Origin of the sequence: Pedobacter sp. R-06, from assembly GCF_049913135.1 — a bacterium.
Lineage (GTDB): Bacteria > Bacteroidota > Bacteroidia > Sphingobacteriales > Sphingobacteriaceae > Pedobacter.
In genome coordinates, this window is the sequence record NZ_CP183977.1 from 4,018,916 (window position 1) to 4,037,382 (window position 18,467).

An 18,467-nucleotide genomic window follows, 5' to 3' on the forward strand; every position below is an offset into this window, starting at 1 on the left:
GCATATTGATTTGTACAAGGCTTTAAATCTCTGTCTGCGCAGGAATGACTGTATACGATTAGTTGAAAGCTGTAATGCTTACCGGGCCGATTAAGCCTGAAGGCACTACGTTCCAGTTTGATGCATCAAAATCCTTATAGTTAATATTCACGAAATTGATTTCGTGGTAATTCCGCCACTGGATTTTTTTGATATCCATATCACGGATGCGGTTCGCCATCAAATTAACCACTTCAATTTTGATGGTATTATGGCCTGCTTTTAAATATTTGCCAACACGGGCCTGAAAAGGAATACTCCATAAAATACCAACTTCCTGTCCATTGATCCACACCCTGGCACTTTCATCAACCTGGTTTAGATTTAAAACATATTCTTTGGCCGATTTTGAGTTCAGCATAAAGCTTGAGGTATAAACACCAGTGCCAGAAAAGGCTTGTAATTTAGGGTCGTTTAAAGTAGTCCAGCTTACCAATTTGTCTAATTTCTGATCTGCAGGAAGCTCTGGCCCACCTTCGATAAAATGTAAGCTCCATGGTTGGTTAAGATTAATCGTACGGGCAGCTTTGTTTAAATAAACCCAAGGAGTTTTGGTTGTTCCATTCTGATCGACCTTTAAAAACAAACTCTCTCCTGATTTAAGCTGTACACGAACCTTTTTATCGCGTACTGCCGCCAAACCCACATTCGAGCTTTGCGGATCCATGATTAAAACCTGTCCTTCTTCATTTAAGGAAAGTTCAGTATCAATATCTTTAGCGGTGTGGTTAACCAGATAATAATATTTGCCAGTTGTTGTTTTTCTCCTGATAAACTGAAGGCCTGAATCGGTTAGCGTTTCTCTGTTAATGCCAGTTGCATTTAATGCTTTTTGCACATCGTTAGCCAATAAAATTAATCCTGCGCCAACTTTAAACCGTTTAATACCATCTGCACTATCCGTAAAAATCAATTTAGCCAGGCTGGCCTTTAGCTGTGCGCGTCTTGCTTCCAGATTATTTAAACCTGGAACATCTTTAGGTAATGCCTGAAAAATGACTTTCGCTCCATTGCTGGCCAGTTTTATCATCTGATCTAGCGTTTCCGGGCTCATCATTTCGCATTGCGGCACAATTAACACCTGATATGGCGCAGCAGTCTGATTGGTGCTGATTAAAGTCTTGTTAACGGTTGATTGCTTTAACAGTCGATCGGATGCAAAATCAAAGGAATAACCCGATTTGGAAAGTTCTTTTGATAGTTTATAAAACGCTGTTGGGTGCAGCCACTCGTCAACATCATGCACTTTTAAGGCCATATCCAAACCCTTCGCTTTGTTCCATACGTCATAAATTGGCCAATAGACTAAAATTTCGTTGTCTGGCTTTCCTGATTGAAGAATAGACTGACAACGGGCAATATAATTGTTTAATCCTTGTGCCTGTGGCCATAAACTGTTGTTTGGATTCATTTCTACCGAGGCATAAAACAGCCATCCCGGCCAGGATACATTTGCTGGCGAATTGGTGGTTCCATGATAAAAGATATGGTTTATCCCTGCCAGGAACAATTGTTCTGCTTCTGGTTTACATTGCGAAAACGATGTTTTAAAATGCTCGGTTAGCCAGGTAAACGTTTCGGAAGACACCAGTTTTTTGCCGCCTGTATGTGCTGCAGATGATGCAAATTTGCTCATTATCGGATCGGGATCTACGTTGCGGATATCTCCTGCATCACGCCTAAGACCTGGAATTGGGAAGTAACTTGAACCAAAGGTTTCGGTTTCAGGGATGTCAACCGCTCCATAAAGATCGAGCAAATTGCCTGGAGAACCATGCGACTGGTTTTTTGTGACCGATTTAAACTGATGCGCCCAATTGGTCCAGTTTTGCGTAAAATTATGGAGCAAAAGTTCATCCATGGTTTCGCGGTAATCAGATTTTAAACGGGCAATATTTGCATTCGTAGAATCTTTACCGGTTAATTCTTTAATATGAGTGGACAGATCGTAGCCCCGGTTTTTCTTAAATTCCTGTAAGAAAGTTGGCGTCCATGTTGCACCATAAACTTCATAACTATCGTTAAAAAACGATCGGATACCCTGTGGTTTACCTCCAAAAGCATCCGAAAATCTTTTCAGGTAAACATCAACTGCATTTTTATCGAGGTGATCTAAAGTAAAACCTTCGCCGCCAGGTGCTGCGCGTTTAACCATTTGCCTGGTTTTACCTGCAAAAGCAGCATAAATATCCCAACTCCCACTACCAGGCGACCAATTTAAAGATCCATCAGCCTGAACTTTAGAAAGCAGGTTGAGCACTTCACCATTGTTACCATAAGCTGTTAACGCCTGTAACTGCGCGAAATCCTGTTTAGCTTCTTTAACCTTAATAGTTTCATTTAATCTTTCGCCAGCTTTGAGTGCATATTGCTGGGTAATCAGTTTGGTGGCGGCATTTTCAGGTTTAATCTGCGGACCGCCAAATGGCCATCCCGTGCCAGTGTTCATATCTACTCCCAAGCCTAGCGTATTTGCTTTATTTACCGTGTGGTGTAATATGTTCATCCACTCTGGCGATAAAAACTGTAAATATTGCTTTTCAAAACCCTTGGCGCCATAAATTGGTGTAATTTCTACACCACCAAGACCAGCATCTGCATATTTCTTTAAAACCAGGTCCAAATTCTGTTCGTCTACAGCATTTCCCATCCACCACCAGCGGGTCCAGGGTTTCATCTGCTTTTCGATAACAGGCCAACTGCTGGTATTTTTTACAGGCTTTTGTGCTTTAGCCACACTAAAAATCAATATACTAAGTAGCAGAACAGAAAAGAATCTATGTAATTGCATATTTTTAATCTAAATGGAATACCATTTCCAAAGGAAATGTTTTTGGTGAATTATCGGCATTGGTTTCCATAATATCGGCCATGTATGCCCACCATTTTTGCACAATCTGGGTATTGCCCAAATCTTGTGAAGAGTTTCCATTTTGTTGCTGCACGGCAAAAAGTGTATTGGTTTCGTCATCTAAAAAGATAGAATAATCGCTGATCCCATTTTCCTTTAACAAAGTAGATAGCGCTGGCCAGATCTCATCATGGCGCTTTTTGTATTCTGTTTCAAAACCGGGTTTAAGTTTCATCTTAAATGCAATTTTCATGTTTTCAATTTTTTTAAGGATTTTCCCCGCCCTGGTTCATGTCCCCACGAACCGCTAATATTATTTATTTTATACCCAAACTAAAATCGCTCAGTTTCGGTCTGTGGAAACACAGACCGAGGAACTAACCACCTATTAATTCACTACAAAGCTTAAATCATTACTGTTATCTCCGGCTGATTTAATCCAAAGTATTTTATTTTTTATATCATAAAACCAGCCTTCAGTCTTATCCAATTGATCTGGTGTTTTTAAAACTTTTAATTTAATACCATTTTCTGAGACACCATTTGGATCTACTTTTCCTGTCCAATGTATTTTAGCCAGATATTTATGCTTACTGGGCTTAAAATTACCTGTTGGTTTAGCAACTTTCAACGTTAAATTTGATGCGGCTAATGAAGAAGTGATCTTGGTTGAAGCAAAGTTTCCTGTTTTGTAGGCAGCGCTTAAATTATCGTCTTCGTACATATTATATTCAGATGCTCCATAGGGAAAAACATCCAGGGTAATCACATCAACTGGTTTTTCACCACTGTAGGCCATTTCTGGTTGCATCGGAATAATACTTCCCGCCTTTACAAACAACGGAATGGTATCTAAAGGCGCAACCACATGGTGATAACTTTTGCCTTCGTATTTTTTGTTTGTCCAATAGTTAAACCAGGTACCTTCTGGTAGATAAACCGAACGGGTAATGGCACCTTTGGTGGTTACCGGAGCAACCATTAAGTTATCCCCAAATAGATACTGATCACCAATTTCGTACACATTTTCATCATCCTGATAATTGAGCACCAAAGCCCTCATCATTGGTAAACCTGTTTCGTATTGCTGATGCATGCTGGTATACATATAAGGAAACAAACGGTAACGTAGCAGATCGTATTTTTTGAAATTACGCAATGCGTCTTCACCATATTTCCAGGGTTCTTTATAACCGGGATGATCCATCCCAAAAACAAGTGCAATTGGGCTGAACATTCCAAACTGTACCCAACGGATGTACAGTTCCGGATCGGCCTGATGCTCGAAACCGCCCATACAGTGTGCCCATGAACCTACGCCCGAAAGGCCAACATTTAGTCCGGCTTTAATTACTGGAGCAAAATACTGCCATTCACTTGGCCAATCGCCTGCAAAAATATATGGATAACGCTGAATGCCAGAATAACCTTCCCTTGTTTGATTTAATCCCCTAAAACCATTAAACCTTTCGAACTCCAAAAACGGTGCTTTGGCATAAGCTATTGGAAAAAGATTGTGTAAACGTTCTGCATCTTTTCCTGTTGGACCAACCTTCTCACTTTCGTTGGCTAAAGATCCAAACGCACTACCTTCATCGGTTTTCAGAAATTTAGCGCCTAATTTTGCTACCCGCATTACACCATTATCCCACCACCACTGTGTAGCCTTTTCATCGAAAAAGTTCACAAATTCGCCGGGTTTACCATTTTCGGGATAAGTATACCCCTGCGCTCTGGCCTGATCTAACAAGTTCAATTTTTTGGCGTTATCGAACCGTGGACGAAGGTGAAGCCCCACCATTTTATAGTTCATGGCGTAAATGCTATCGAACATTGATTTTGGATCTTTAAAGGTTTCTCTCCATTCGAAAGAAGTAGCACCTTTACCTCCATTTTCGCCAAATAAGCGCCAGGTAGAATCTAACCAAAGCAGATCAACCGGAATGCCTAATGACCTGTATTTTTTTGCCAGCTCAACCACATAATGATCGGAAGTTTGTGCCTCATAGCCCCATGTACCACCACTGTACGTACCTGCATGTAAACCTAATGCAAACTGCGGTAACATTGGCGATTTGCCGGTAATACTGGTATAATGGTCTAAAATAGCCGGAAAAGTTGGGCCGTACATGAAATAATAGTCCAATTCTCCATCAGCAGCTTTAAAACTGTACTGACCTTTTTTGGAAGCGCCCATGTCCCATTCGGTAGCAAAAGAATTATGCAAGAAAATACCGTAACCTTTTGTGCTCATAAAAAACGGAACCGGACAATAATTGGCTTCCAATATATTGTAAGCACCGATGGCGTGCGGTAAACCTTTACCACGTCCAACATTTAATGTTACTTTTTTAAAGCGGCGGTCCATAAAATCCATGCGCTCGCCAAAACCAAAGAAATGCTCATCGGCCTGCAGTTTTTTGCTTACCCCAACCTGCGTATTTTCTTTGACTACCGCTCCATTCGCTTCGCTGCTCAGCAATTTACCTTTGGCATCAAAAACATCAATTCTGAAAGGGGCTTTGTATAATTTAACCACCAATTTTGAGGTGGCAAGCAAGAAATGGTCTTTTTTATCCGAAACTTTAACCATTACATTGGCCCAATTGTAATTAACCACCATCAGGTTTTCGTTGGCTTCGAATTTCCCGTTCCAACTGGTTCTGATCCTGAAGATTTCTGGTGTACAGAACTCCAATTTCACTTCTCCTCTTGTGGTTAAAAATGAAATGGTATTGCCCGTTTTCTTAAAACCAGATTTATAATCGCCAATACTTTGTGCCCTGGCGATGGCAAGCATAAAAATTAAGGATAGGGCAAAAGCTAAAAGTTTCTTCATCATATTTATTGTATTTCCAACTGGTTAATTACCAAGCCCGGATCGAGCATATAGATTTTCACAGTCGATTTACCTGTTTTATTAATCTCGTGTTTGGTTATGCCCGAAGCGTAACCCTGTAATACGTTCTGTTTCCAGATATTATTTTCTGAAGCCGGAGAAATATTAATGACCTGCGGCTTGTCGTTGTTTACCGAAATGGCATAACGCACTTTAATCCCATTATTAACGCACTGAGTAGGTAAACATTTCACTTCGATCTGGTGTTCGCCCTGTGTTTTGAAATCAACTTCGTAAACAGTAAAGGCGGCATTTTGAAGCGCTGTTTCCCCGAATGGCTTAAAAGTAAAAGGATAAAGAGAAATGCCATCACCACCTAAACCAAGTCCTTTCAGGGTTTGTAAGGATAGTCCCTTCGGCACTGATTTCTCGACATATTTAGCCGCACGAACAATGATTTTATTTTCAGTTTTCGCGCTAATGTCTGATGATTTTGAAGTTACAGAATCGGCCACTTTTGGCATTTTAAAAACGGCTAAATCGCGTGGTTTCCAGCTCATCATTCCGTTCCACTTGCCACCAGCAATTTCTTCATTGTATTTTTTGGTAATCAACTGGATCTGATCGAAGGCTTCTTTCGATTTTTTCGAATAACTTAAGGCCGATTGATCGCCGTTTGCCGCTAAAACCAAACTTTTCTTTGCGTATAAAATCTTCTGGTTCATCAGTATGGCACCTTCGACCGGGTATAAAACTAATTCGAAATAAGCATCTTTCAAACGTGCCGGCATCTGGTCATTTAAGCTTTTAGCTTGTTCGTAAATCTTTTGATAAGCAGCCAAACGTTCTTCGGCCTGGGCATCAGTAAAATTAACGCTGGCCATATGCTCTGGCTTGGCAGCCTGCGCTAAGCGATAATAAATTGCTTTTATTTCGGCAATGGGTTTTGCAAATTCGGCACCGAAAGTCTCAGCAGCCCAGCTTTCGGCATATTTATCTGCATTTTCGGGTTTCCACTGGTTTACATTCCAGGCCAAATCCATGGCAAACTGTGTTTCCATTTCTGCAGGTTTAATATCGCCCACATTTACAACCCAAAGGCGGTCGGCTTTGTACTGGTACGCTTTGCTTAACTCATATGAAATCAACGATGGAGAAATAGACGAAAGCCAGAGGTAATCTTGTGGAGCACCCCAATAAGAAATGTGGTAATACACCCCACTTCCACCTGAGCGTTTTTGCTCTTCAGGGTTCGAAAGCTGACGGATATAACCATGATTATCATCGGCCCAAACGATCGTTACGTCATCAGGCAGTTTTAAACCAGCCTGGTATAAAGATAATACTTCCTTGTAAGGACAAAAAATTTGTGGAATTGAACTCACAGGCTTTGTAATGTTTTTGCTCAAAATCGTTCTTTGGTCGGCAATCACTTCCCCCAACAATTTCACTTTTTCATTTTTATCTTTCGGTCCCGGCATACTGCCATCGTGGATACCACGCATCCCTACAGTATAAACCGACTCGTAATTTTTTGCCTGTTTTACACGGTCGGTCCAGTAGTTTGCAATTTCATTTTTATTTAGATCGTAACGCCATTCACCTGGTTTTTTGCCGTATTCGTGCTCAAAATTCTCTGCCCATTCGAAAACATTGTTCCTCAGCATCGGTTCGCAGTGACTGGAACCTAAAACAATACCATATTTGTCAGCCATTACAGGGTTGTTGGCATAATAATAAAAGGCTTTGGTTGAAGGATGCATGCCCGGCCAGATGTAATTGGCTTTTAGCCTGAGCAACAGTTCAAATATTTTAGTATAAGTTTTTGGGCCGATATCTTTCACATCGGTATCCATCATTTTAGCCGCCCAGGGCTGTATTCCCCAATCTTCATCATTGATAAAAATACCACGGTATTTAACTGAAGGCGATTCTACCAAGGGCTGACCAGCTTTTATGTATAACGATTTTTTTGTTGCAGGTTTCACATCAGCCCACCAACAAAGCGGCGATATGCCAAGCATCCGCGAAAGCTGAAAAACACCATAAGCAGTCCCACGTCTATCACTACCGGCAATCACCAAAGCCCTTTTTATTCCTTTTAAAGGATTTTCGATCACTGAAACAGAAAAAGTCTCCCATTTTCCTGATAAAGCAGTCCTGCTTATTTTTCCAGTTTTAACTAATTGATCTATGTAAAGCGACTGCCCCATGGTACCAATAATAATGGGATAAGCACTGAAAGCAGGATTATTTTTCAAAACCTGACTTGTTGTCCCCGTTAATAAGTGAATATCACCCTTAAAAGCCTCAGCAGCGATTCCAACAACTTCAGCATCTTTTTCATCGATATAAATTGATGCTGCTTTTCCTCCATCCACAATCGGGAAAGATGAAATACTATTAATTTCAGAAACAGCAATGGCCGCCCTTTGTGCCATATTTTGTTTAGGCAGCAAGAACAAAAACATCAATACCGATAAGCCTGCTAGATTTCTGAAATTCATTTTAATTATTTTTTAAGCTTGTAAACCTCTGTTCCGGCCAATAAGAAGCAACCCAGTCCATAATCTTCAAAATCTGGTACGCTGGTATAACTTACCGGCTGTCCGTCTTTTGGCTCTTTCCCGGTTCCTTGCATATAGCCTATAAACCCATTTTTTTGAACAGCATCTTTGGTCATGGCATTCCAGGCTTTGGTAATGATTGGCAGATAAGTAGCCTTATCTAAAATACCCTGATTTACGCCCCAGGCCATGCCATATACAAACAAAGCAGTGCCAGAAGTTTCTTTACCACCAAAATGCGTCGCATCGTGTAAACTTACATTCCAAAAACCATCAGCACGCTGAATTGGTACCAGAGCTTTGATCATCTCATGATAGGTTTTTAAATATTCATTGCGGTGAGCTTCATTTTCAGGGATAATTTCCAATACACGCACCAGCGCAGCAACCACCCATCCGTTTCCTCTGGACCAATAACAATCTTCGCCGTTTGGTTCTTTGTAAGGGGGCACAAAATCTTTATCGCGCCACCAAAGACCATCTTTAGCATTGTACAAACCGCCACCCTCGGTATTTTTAGAATGCATATACATTTTGTACATATAATTATAGTAGGAGGTATCGTTGTATAACTTACCCAGTTTGGCAAAAACAGGCATGCCCATTTGGATGGCATCAATCCATGTCCAATCGTTTACCTTGCCCGATTTAATTACCAGATCGATAGAAGCTTTAATGTCTTTAATGCGTTCGGGTTGTTTATCAATCAGGTAAAGATCGATATAAGTTTGCCCACAGGCCTGGTCGTCGGCATTTTTTGTAGTAATGCCATTTCTTAAGCCCCAGTTATGTTTTTCACCCCATTGAACGGCATAATCGTAGTATTGTTTTTCAGGATGGATTTTATAAAGGTTCATCAATCCCTCGTAATATACTGCCCTTGTCCAGATATTACTTGGCCGCTCTCTGTTCGTTATGATTGATTTCCCGGCATCAGGCCACTTATTCATAAAATAAGCATTTGTTGTTTTTAACACTTTTAAAACCTCCTTTTTATTAGGGATTTTCTGTGCCAAAAGTAACTGGACAGATATGCAGAACAGTATAGCGGAGCTGAATATAAATTTCTTCATGATGGTATTCGCTTATCTTAATTGGTTTTAGGTTTTACTTTTAACTCATCAGGACTATCTTTTGTAAAGGTATCGAACTGAATTTTAGAAGGACTTTCGAAGATATCTTTTACAGTATTAAAAGCCACTTCATATTTTGGATTAAACTGATCAGATATCATATATTGCTGCAAACTGAAATAAAGTTGTTGTGCAGCGGGTGCGTCTTTTAAATCAGGTGAGAGATTGGCACTCGAAACCACTAATTTCCCCTTACCTACCTTTGCCTCGAAAACCAATGCCAAACGGCGGTTCAAAAACCAGGTATCAATTGGTTGAATAATTGGCTTAAATCCTGAAGGGAAATCTTCGAGGTTCATTACCTGCGATTTGTTTACGATTTCCCACCACTGCATATCGCTGTGGAAATCGGTCGGAAAATTGTTAAAAGCAGCGTGTTTTGGATCACATAAAATACCTAAAGTATGTGGCGGGCGCATTTTAAACCAAGAGGTATTCCAAAAAACAGGCAGGAAAGTTTGCACCACTTCTTTCCCTTTTACCACTTTGCCAGCTGCATTGAGAAAAACACTGCCTCCTTCGGCCAAAACAGCCTGTGCTTTTTCATCTAAGCTGGTGCAGTAATATACATTGCCTTTAACCTGTGGCAATTGTGCAGGGTAAACCCAAAAACTCCAGTCGTTGGCAAATTCAGTTCCATCTATGGTAACCTCTAATTTCAGTTTTGTTGCTTTTGTAATACTGTTTAACGGAAATTTAATTTCTCCGATGGCAATACAATTGGTAACAGGCAAGGTTTTAGGATTGAAACTGCCTTTGGCTATATTTGTACCGTTTTCATCTTTGAGTGTCCAGGAGAGTTTTGCATTTTCAATTGGCGCCTTTCCGAAATGTGCCACTTCTACCGCAGCTTCTAAGGTTTCGTTATTGGTAAAAACAAATTTTGAAACTTTTAACAGAGGCACTGTGCTGTTAGAAAAACGTTTGAATTCTTTCGCTGTAATATAACCTTTTTCGTCCCAAAAGACATCTAAAACACCTACAAGTGCTGTTCCCTGGCCTGGATAATCATTTAGCGACAATAACTGATAACCATTGTAATTTGGCGTTCGTAATGCTTTTTCGATTTCATTTTTATAACAAAGGGCTTGTAATTTGCCCGAAGCCATTAAAAAATCATGTCCTTGATCGGCCATATCGTGATCTTTAAGATCTTCCTGAAACATCTCAAAGTTTTTTGCACGATAAACACCAGTGTATTTTTTTATTTCATCGAAATTAGGGAAAGCACAATATTGCCCCATTTCGTGTGCTACAAAAGGCACGGTAAATTGTTCGATCTGTTTGGCATAAGTTGAAATACTTTCTGGCTTTCTGCTCCAATCTAACCCCCTTGCGCCAGCCCGAACCATGTATTCGTTGTTCGGAATAACCGGCCAGCTGCCACCAACCGACGCACCTGTATATAACCGTCTGGAATCTTTGGCTTTCCAGTAATTATTAAATTTGGTCAGGTATTCTACTTGCTTGCCACGTGGTTCGTTTCCATAGGCCATCATACAAAAGGATGCATAATTGCCATAGTTTTTGGTCATACGGTTGGTTTCATCATAAATAAACTGATCAATTGGTTTTCCATCTCCGATAGACGTACCGTGGTTGGCCCAGCTTGGTCCTTCTGGCTGAAGGTAAAAACCGATTTGATCTGCAGCGATAAAAGCAGCTTCTGGTGGACAAAACGAGTGGAAACGCATATGGTTTAACCCGTGGGCTTTCGAAATTTTAAAAATGCGTACCCATGCGGCAACATCCATTGATGGATAACCGGTTAAAGGAAATTCGCAATTGTTAACCGTTCCGCGTAAAAAAACCGGCCGACCGTTAATTTCAAAAGTTCTGCCTATGGCTTTAAACTCACGCATACCGAATTGTAGCTTTTTCTCGTCTTTTTTACCATCTTTCGATAGTAAAGTAGCTGTTAAACGGTACAATGCCGGATCGAACTCATCCCAGGTGGCTATTTTATCCCCCATTGGCAAATTGATTTCCAAAGCACCCTCACCATTTGTAATGCGGTAAGCTGCGGTTACAGGCTTAACCTGGAGTGCATTTTTGGTATTGAAAGTTGTAGCAGTAAGCGTAATTTTTCCGGTAGAGGATTGCTTAGCATTGGCTTTAAGCTGGATTTTAACGTTGGCAGACTTATTTTTCAGATCAGGATAGACCTGAATATCTTCAAAATATATGGGAGAGCCAGCCACCAGCTCCATTTTACCCACCACGCCATTCCAGTTTCCTTGAGTGTGATCGGTTAAACTATGTGAATCCTGCCCCACATTTATCGCTTTGATGCGGTTATCGATCAATAAAGTGATGGTATGTTTTCCTGCTTTTAAATTTGCCGGGAGTTCGAAATTTTGTGCAACCACAAAGGTATACTGTGTTCCAATTTCGATATCATCTATCCAAACCTTTGTTTCCGAATGAGGATATTCTAAAGATAACACTAGTCTTTTACCCTTCCAATTGGCAGGAATTTCGATATCTTTTTGATACCATGCTGCACCTGTATAATGTTTGGCAGGGGTTAACCAGAAAGGTATTTTCAGGTTACCTGGTTTACGGTATTTTTCTAAACGGGGATGAAAAAAGTACGAACTATCGTAAATACTTCCGGTCCATTTAGTTTTGAGGGTAATGTCATCGCCCTTTAAGTTTTCGGCCATTGAGCCTGGCAGATTAACGGATTCGGGAAGAACAGTTGAATACCATTTTCCTTTTATACCTTCATCTTTAGCATCAATTTTGAAACGCCATTTGCCGGCAAGCGAAATGCTTTGGGCATGTGTTTGCGTGATGCTTAAAAATATAAAAGCAATGCCTATCAGCACTTTGAAAACTCGGTTAACCTGTATCTGCATAAAATTGGACGGTTTATTACCGCTGGTATTTGGTTAGGCGGTTAAAATAATACAATATCGGCAGGAAAGCATCCTGTAGTATCCTGCCCGATGGTTTATTTCAGGTAGCTATTCAGTTTATTGTTTTTTAATTTCTTTAAACCTTCTACAACAGCAACTGCATTTAACTTCGCTCCTGCTTCATTGGTGTGCGTATGGTCTTTCTCGGTAAAAAATGCCTTTACTTCTGTCGCGCTTAAAGCAGCATATTTATCTTTAATGATCTGATTCAGTGGAATGAAATCGACTTTTTCGGCTTTTGTCACCTCTTCGGCCCAACCTGCATAACTATCGTTAGCTAAAACGATCGCATTATCTTTAACCGGATTGCGTGGAATCGGTGAACACACAATTGCTGTTGCGCCTTTAGCTTTAATATCGCTGATAAATTTACGCAGGTACCAGCCATACGTATAAACCACTTCCTGTTTTTTCTTAATTGGGTTATAAATTTCTTTACTTTCGGTTCCAATGCCTTTTATGGTACCACGGGCACGGGCGGTATCGTCTAATGGGCTGCTATCGTTATGCCCAAACTGCATCATCACGAAATCGCCTTTTTTTACTTTTGCCAAAACAGCATCCCACAAACCATTGGTTTGAAAAGTACGACTGCTGGTACCACCAAGCGCATCATTTTCTACATTGATTTTCTCGGAATTAAATAAATTTCCAACAAAACTCCCCCAGCCCCATAAAGCACCATCGCCTTTGCCTTTTCCATTTTTAACGGTAGAATCGCCTATGAGGAATAAAGTGGGTTTACCTTGCGGTTTTAAGATGATGCAGGAAGAAAAGATAATGAATGTGGTTAAGAGAATTAGATTCAGGTATGATTTAGTTGATTTCATGGTTATTACCTTCGGGATGATTACACAGATTATTAGATTACAACCTTCGGGATGATTACACCGATTGTTGGATTACACAGATTTATATTGCCTTTGGCCTTTCAGCTCCTTTATTAAAGCAGATAATTTTTCAAATTACAATCTTTTAATTCCCTGATTCCTTCTACAACAGAAGCCGCGTTAATTTTTGCGCCTTCTAAATTGGTGTGAGTATGATCGCCCGGGAAATAGAGTTTTACTTTATCCGGACCGAGCGCATCATATTTATCGGCCGTTATTTTATTCAGGTCTACAAAATAGGCATTTTCTTCTTTGGCAACTTCAGCGGCCCATTTTCCGAAATCGTTATTGGCCCGAACCACTTTACCATCTTTAAAAATATTTCTGGGGATCATGGAAAGTACAATAGGCGTAGCACCCTTTGCTTTGGTTTCGCGTACAAATTTGCGGATATACCAACCATAAGTATGCACGGTTTCTACTTTTCCATCTGGCCAGGTTAATACTTTGGTTTCTTCTCCGGTTCCTTTTAACACACCTCTTCTACCAGCTTTCGTGGTATCAGGCGCACTTCCGTCATTGTGACCGAATTGCATGGTAACAAAATCACCTGGTTTTAATGTTTCCAAAACTTTGTCCCATCTGCCCTCCGATAAAAAGGTACGGGTACTTCTTCCGGCCATTGCATTATTCTCTACATGGATTTTTGTCGTATCAAATAGGGAAGCAATCGGTGTTCCCCAGCCCCAGGTTTCTTTGTTTGAGTTGCGGACTGTAGAATCGCCAATAGTGTGTAATGCGGGTTTGTTGCCTTTTATAAATGCCGAGGCCAAAAAGATGATGGCTATTGCGGTAAGTAGTTTTATGGGTTTAAGCTTCATTTTATTATTATCAATGTTAACTATTTTATAAATGTTATTTATTGTTGTCCTGCATCCTTTGGCAATTTCTCTTCGGGAACTGTCATGTTGAGCCTGTCGAAACACCTCAAAGCACATTTAGAAAAGTCCTTCGACAGGCTCAGGATGACAAACTATATTTATTACACAGTCTCGAAGACCGACATTATTTATTACCCACTTCTAATTTTATTGCCCCGCTTTCCAAACCATCAGCAGAGGCCTTAATTTCGACGGTTCCGGGCATATTACCTTTAATATTAGCCATACAAACACCTTGATAGGCATGACGCTGCGTTGCTTTATACATTTCATGACTGGTTATATTGCCATTATCAACAGCATCGATAATTCCACTGCCCGAAATGGTAAACTTGATCAACTGATCCGCATTTGGGCAAATATTTCCATTTTCATCGTAAATTTTTGCAGTTACAAAAGCCACGTCATCCCAGCTGTTACTGATTTTGTTTTTATCAACCGATAATATAATTTTAGCTGGCACGCCTGCGGTTTTAAGTTCTTCTGATGAAACTATTTTGCCTTTATTTTTACCAACCGCTTTAATACTGCCTTTCTCGAAGGTTACATCCCATAAACGTGGAGAATCATCAGTTGGTTTAGGTTTGCTGCCCAGCGATTTACCATTTAAAAAAAGTTCAACTTCTTCACAATTGCTATAAATGGCAACCTTTGAGTCATCGTAAGTATCGAAATCGGTAGGTGTCCAATTGTTGATCCAGGCACCAGCGCCAGCATTATCTTCTCTGCGAACAATGTGTACAACAGGTTTCTCCGACCACCAGCTCTGGCGCTGTAAACTTTGCTGTTTCCAACTGCCAATCCTATCGAACAAACCCTGTCCATTGGTAATCTGAGGCCAATCGGCTTCTCCAAGGTAATCAAAACCCGTCCAAAGGAACTGGCCTGCCATAAAAGGATTATCGCGAAGTGCCAAATATTGCTGAATTACATGTGTATTTTCGGTGCCGATTACTTTTAAATTCGGTTTTTGATTGTGCAGGGCTACCAATTCATTTTCACGGTAATTCTGTCCAACAATATCCATAGTTTCGGCAAATCCATTAGTGTACACCTTCGAATTGGCAGGACGGAAAAGCGCCATGGTTACCGGACGGCTCGGATCTAGCAAATGAATAAGATCTTGCTGATCTTTATATTTTTTGAATCCCTCCGGGCTGTTTAAATCATCATGGATTTCGTTCCCAACACTGTAAATTATGATGGATGGGTGATTACGGTCGCGCATCACCATATCGCGCGTATCGCGCTCCCACCATTCGGTAAAAAATCTATTGTAACCTTTTTCGCCATTATTTTTTGCCGAGTTCCAGGTATCGAATGTTTCATCCATCACCAAAAAGCCCAGTTGGTCGCATAAATCCAAAAATTCTGGCGCAACCGGATTATGAGCAGTTCTGATGGCGTTTACCCCTACTTCTTTCAAGCGTTCTAAACGGAATTTCCACACGCTTAACGGCACTGCTGCACCAACCGCACCACCATCATGATGCAGGCAAACTCCTTTTAGCTTAAAGTTTTTGCCATTTAACCAGAAACCTGTTGCTGCATCAAACTTAAAAGCCCTGATGCCGAAGGTATTCAACTGATCATCGATAACTTTTCCATTTACGGTTATCTTGGTTAAGGTTTTATACAAAAATGGACTTTCAAGGTTCCAAAGTTTTGGATTGGTCACAACAATATCCTGATCTACATTAATATTTTTACCCGCAGCGATGGTTTGCTCACTCTGAGCAGTTTTAACAATTTTTCCGGCAGGATCTAAAACAGCTGTTTCTACAGTAACCTGAGTGCTTTGAGCAGATTCGTTAATAAGGTTTGTTTTTACTTTAACCGTAGCTTTTTGCGCGGTAGCACCTGGCGTAGAGATGTAAACACCCCAATCTGCAATATGAACGGCATCTGTTGCCACTAAACGCACATGCCTGTAAATTCCAGCGCCGGTATAATAACGCGAAGCAGGTTGTACAGTATTATCGGCTTTTACTACAATGACATTTGTTTTGTCTTTACCAAAATTTAAGTTTTTGCTCAAATCGTAAGTAAAACTAATATAGCCATAAGGGCGCTTGCCAAGATAAAATCCATTAATCCATACCTCACTATTGGCCATTACGCCATCAAATTCGATTGTTACTTTCTTTTTCGCAAAGCTTTCATCAAGATTGAAACTTTTGCGGTACCAACCAATACCCGATGGCAAATAGCCACCGCCACGGGCAGTTAAATGGGCTTTATCGTAAGTCCCTTCGATACTCCAATCGTGCGGAACATTCAATTTCCGCCATTTGGTTTGATCAAAATCAGCTTTTTCTGCGCCCTGAACATCGCCTTGATTAAAGCTCCAGTCCTGATCAAAAGGTGTTATTACCCTCGCCTGTTCTTTTACTACCTGCGATAGTGCAATTGTAGCGTAGCAGCTAAACGAAAATGTAAAAATGAGAATATATAATCTGCAATTAGTCATAGTATGTTTTCAGATTCGTTTATTTTTTCGGTTCTATCAAAGTAATGTGTGGTTTTGGTGCTTTCTTCATACCAAAACCGAAATAGAAACCCGTATGCGGCGGCTGATTATAGCCATCGTTTTGCCAGGCAATGCTTAAGCGGTACTGTGGGTCGTGCATTAAAGTATAATTTCGGTATTCAGTTGGGATGGTGGTACTGTAAATCCTTAAACTTTGATTATCCTCGGCTCTTAAAATCAATTCTTCGCGCCAATCGCCAAAAATATCGGCACTTAAAGCTGGGGTAGATTTGGTTCCGTTGTTAGAAACAGCTCCATTAGCCGTAAAAAGCCTCCCGGCATTGTATTTATCTATACGGTTACCATCTAAAAGTTCTCTTGATAAATCACCATCCCAATAAATTAAAAAATTGGTTGATCGGGGTTGATTACCGATCCGATTGCCCTTAATATCATATAATCCGTTCGATCCCGACCACCACATCTGCGCACCAAAACGGGTATTATCGATATTATCTGCCACTCCTCTTCCTACATCCTGATCTGGCGAACCTTTCCATAAAATCTCACCCGTTCTGGCATCATATACTGCCGCACCAGGGCCTTTAGTACCTTCCTCTATCTCATGTACGCCAAAAACTTCTAAGCCAGGGTGTTCCGGGTCAAGGTCTGAAACATGAATGGCATCACCATGCCTCAAACCTGTAGTATACAATCCCTTTCCATTGTCGTCTACGCACATCGAACCGTAAATAATTTCATCTTTTCCGTCGCCATCTACGTCTGCAACCGTAAGATTGTGGTTTCCTTGCCCAGAAAAAGGGTTTTTACTATCCTTACTATCAAATACCCATCGGGAAGTTAGTTTGCCATTGCGCCAGTCCCAGGCCGCCAAAACCGTTCTGCCATAATAACCCCTGCACATCACCACACTTGGATGGATCCCATCTAAATAGGCCACACAGGCATTAAACCGATCTACACGGTTACCCGTATTATCGTTTTTTCCGTTCCCACCTCTACCACCCCAGGCACCAATATTGCCACGGGCAGGAATATAATCTGTTGTGGCTAATGCCTCTCCGGTTTTACCACTAAATACGGTTAAAAATTCAGGGCCATCCAATATTTTGCCGTTCGGGTTACGCCAATCTTTAGTCGCATCGCCAATTACTTTTCCTTTACCATCTACTGTTCCATCGGCAGTTTTACATACTATTTCTGCAATGCCATCACCATCCAGATCGTACACCATAAATTGGGTATAATGGGCTCCTTCGCGGATATTTTTCCCCAAATTAATCTCCCACAAAAAAGTTCCATCTAATTTATAGGCTTGAAAAATCGGCGGATCGGTAATACCGTTAGATGAATTATCCCTGCTGCGACCAGTTTGGTGCAATACAATTTCATATTCACCATCGCCATCTAAATCACCTACCGAAGCATCGTTAGGCGTGTAACCTGCTGGTGTTTTTAAAGGAATAGTTAAATATTGCTGAATAGGTGGTTTGGACGGCAATGTAAAAGACTTACTGGCTGCCAATTCACTGCCTTTTAAAATGGGTTTTATAAAATAGCTATTAGGAAGATCGAATTTAACCCCTGCATCTACAAAATTAGTGCTCTTGATAATGGGATCGTCATTGAGTTTTATGGCTTCGTTATTTCCGGATTTGCGGTATAAGTTAAAAGCAATGTCATCGGCATCGGTACCCAGCATCCGCCAGCCTACATAAACAGAATCGCTATTTTGCCGAATGGCAATTACACCACGTCCCAATTTTTCCATTTGGCGCTGGCCGAAAAGCTGTGTAGCAAAGAACAAACTGATCATGAAGCAGGAAACTTTAATGGTTTTGATCATGGCTTATAT

General features: G+C 40.7%; 10 protein-coding genes. All 10 read right to left on the reverse strand.

Annotation, left to right across the window (positions count from 1 at the left end; translation table 11 throughout):
• Positions 1 to 58 precede the first annotated feature (58 nt).
• The gene (locus ACN9MR_RS16025; protein ID WP_426325119.1) at positions 59 to 2,830 is read right to left on the reverse strand and encodes a glycosyl hydrolase; all 2,772 of its coding nucleotides are present in this window, start codon (positions 2,828 to 2,830) and stop codon (positions 59 to 61) included.
• 4 nt (positions 2,831 to 2,834) lie between these two features.
• Complete coding sequence (gene rhaM, locus ACN9MR_RS16030) at positions 2,835 to 3,143, reverse strand: L-rhamnose mutarotase (RefSeq protein ID WP_426325120.1); 309 nt, start codon at positions 3,141 to 3,143, stop codon at positions 2,835 to 2,837.
• A 135-nt stretch (positions 3,144 to 3,278) separates the two neighbouring features.
• Positions 3,279 to 5,732, reverse strand: a complete 2,454-nt coding sequence (locus tag ACN9MR_RS16035) for a glycoside hydrolase family 31 protein (protein ID WP_426325121.1) — start codon at positions 5,730 to 5,732, stop codon at positions 3,279 to 3,281.
• Positions 5,733 to 5,734: 2 nt separating this feature from the next.
• On the reverse strand, positions 5,735 to 8,236 hold the full coding sequence (locus ACN9MR_RS16040; protein WP_426325122.1) for a glycosyl hydrolase 115 family protein: 2,502 nt from the start codon (positions 8,234 to 8,236) through the stop codon (positions 5,735 to 5,737).
• A gap of 5 nt (positions 8,237 to 8,241) precedes the next feature.
• On the reverse strand, positions 8,242 to 9,369 hold the full coding sequence (locus ACN9MR_RS16045; protein ID WP_426325123.1) for a glycoside hydrolase family 88 protein: 1,128 nt from the start codon (positions 9,367 to 9,369) through the stop codon (positions 8,242 to 8,244).
• A 17-nt stretch (positions 9,370 to 9,386) separates the two neighbouring features.
• Positions 9,387 to 12,290 (reverse strand): exo-beta-1,4-galactosidase, encoded by a 2,904-nt coding sequence (locus tag ACN9MR_RS16050; RefSeq protein WP_426325124.1) that lies wholly within the window; start codon positions 12,288 to 12,290, stop codon positions 9,387 to 9,389.
• Between the two features lie 95 nt (positions 12,291 to 12,385).
• Positions 12,386 to 13,180 (reverse strand): rhamnogalacturonan acetylesterase, encoded by a 795-nt coding sequence (locus ACN9MR_RS16055; protein WP_426325125.1) that lies wholly within the window; start codon positions 13,178 to 13,180, stop codon positions 12,386 to 12,388.
• 113 nt (positions 13,181 to 13,293) lie between these two features.
• The gene (locus ACN9MR_RS16060; protein WP_426325126.1) at positions 13,294 to 14,061 is read right to left on the reverse strand and encodes a rhamnogalacturonan acetylesterase; all 768 of its coding nucleotides are present in this window, start codon (positions 14,059 to 14,061) and stop codon (positions 13,294 to 13,296) included.
• Between the two features lie 184 nt (positions 14,062 to 14,245).
• Positions 14,246 to 16,591, reverse strand: a complete 2,346-nt coding sequence (locus ACN9MR_RS16065) for a glycoside hydrolase family 2 TIM barrel-domain containing protein (protein WP_426325127.1) — start codon at positions 16,589 to 16,591, stop codon at positions 14,246 to 14,248.
• 19 nt (positions 16,592 to 16,610) lie between these two features.
• Positions 16,611 to 18,458, reverse strand: a complete 1,848-nt coding sequence (locus tag ACN9MR_RS16070; RefSeq protein WP_426325128.1) for a rhamnogalacturonan lyase — start codon at positions 18,456 to 18,458, stop codon at positions 16,611 to 16,613.
• Positions 18,459 to 18,467 lie beyond the last annotated feature (9 nt).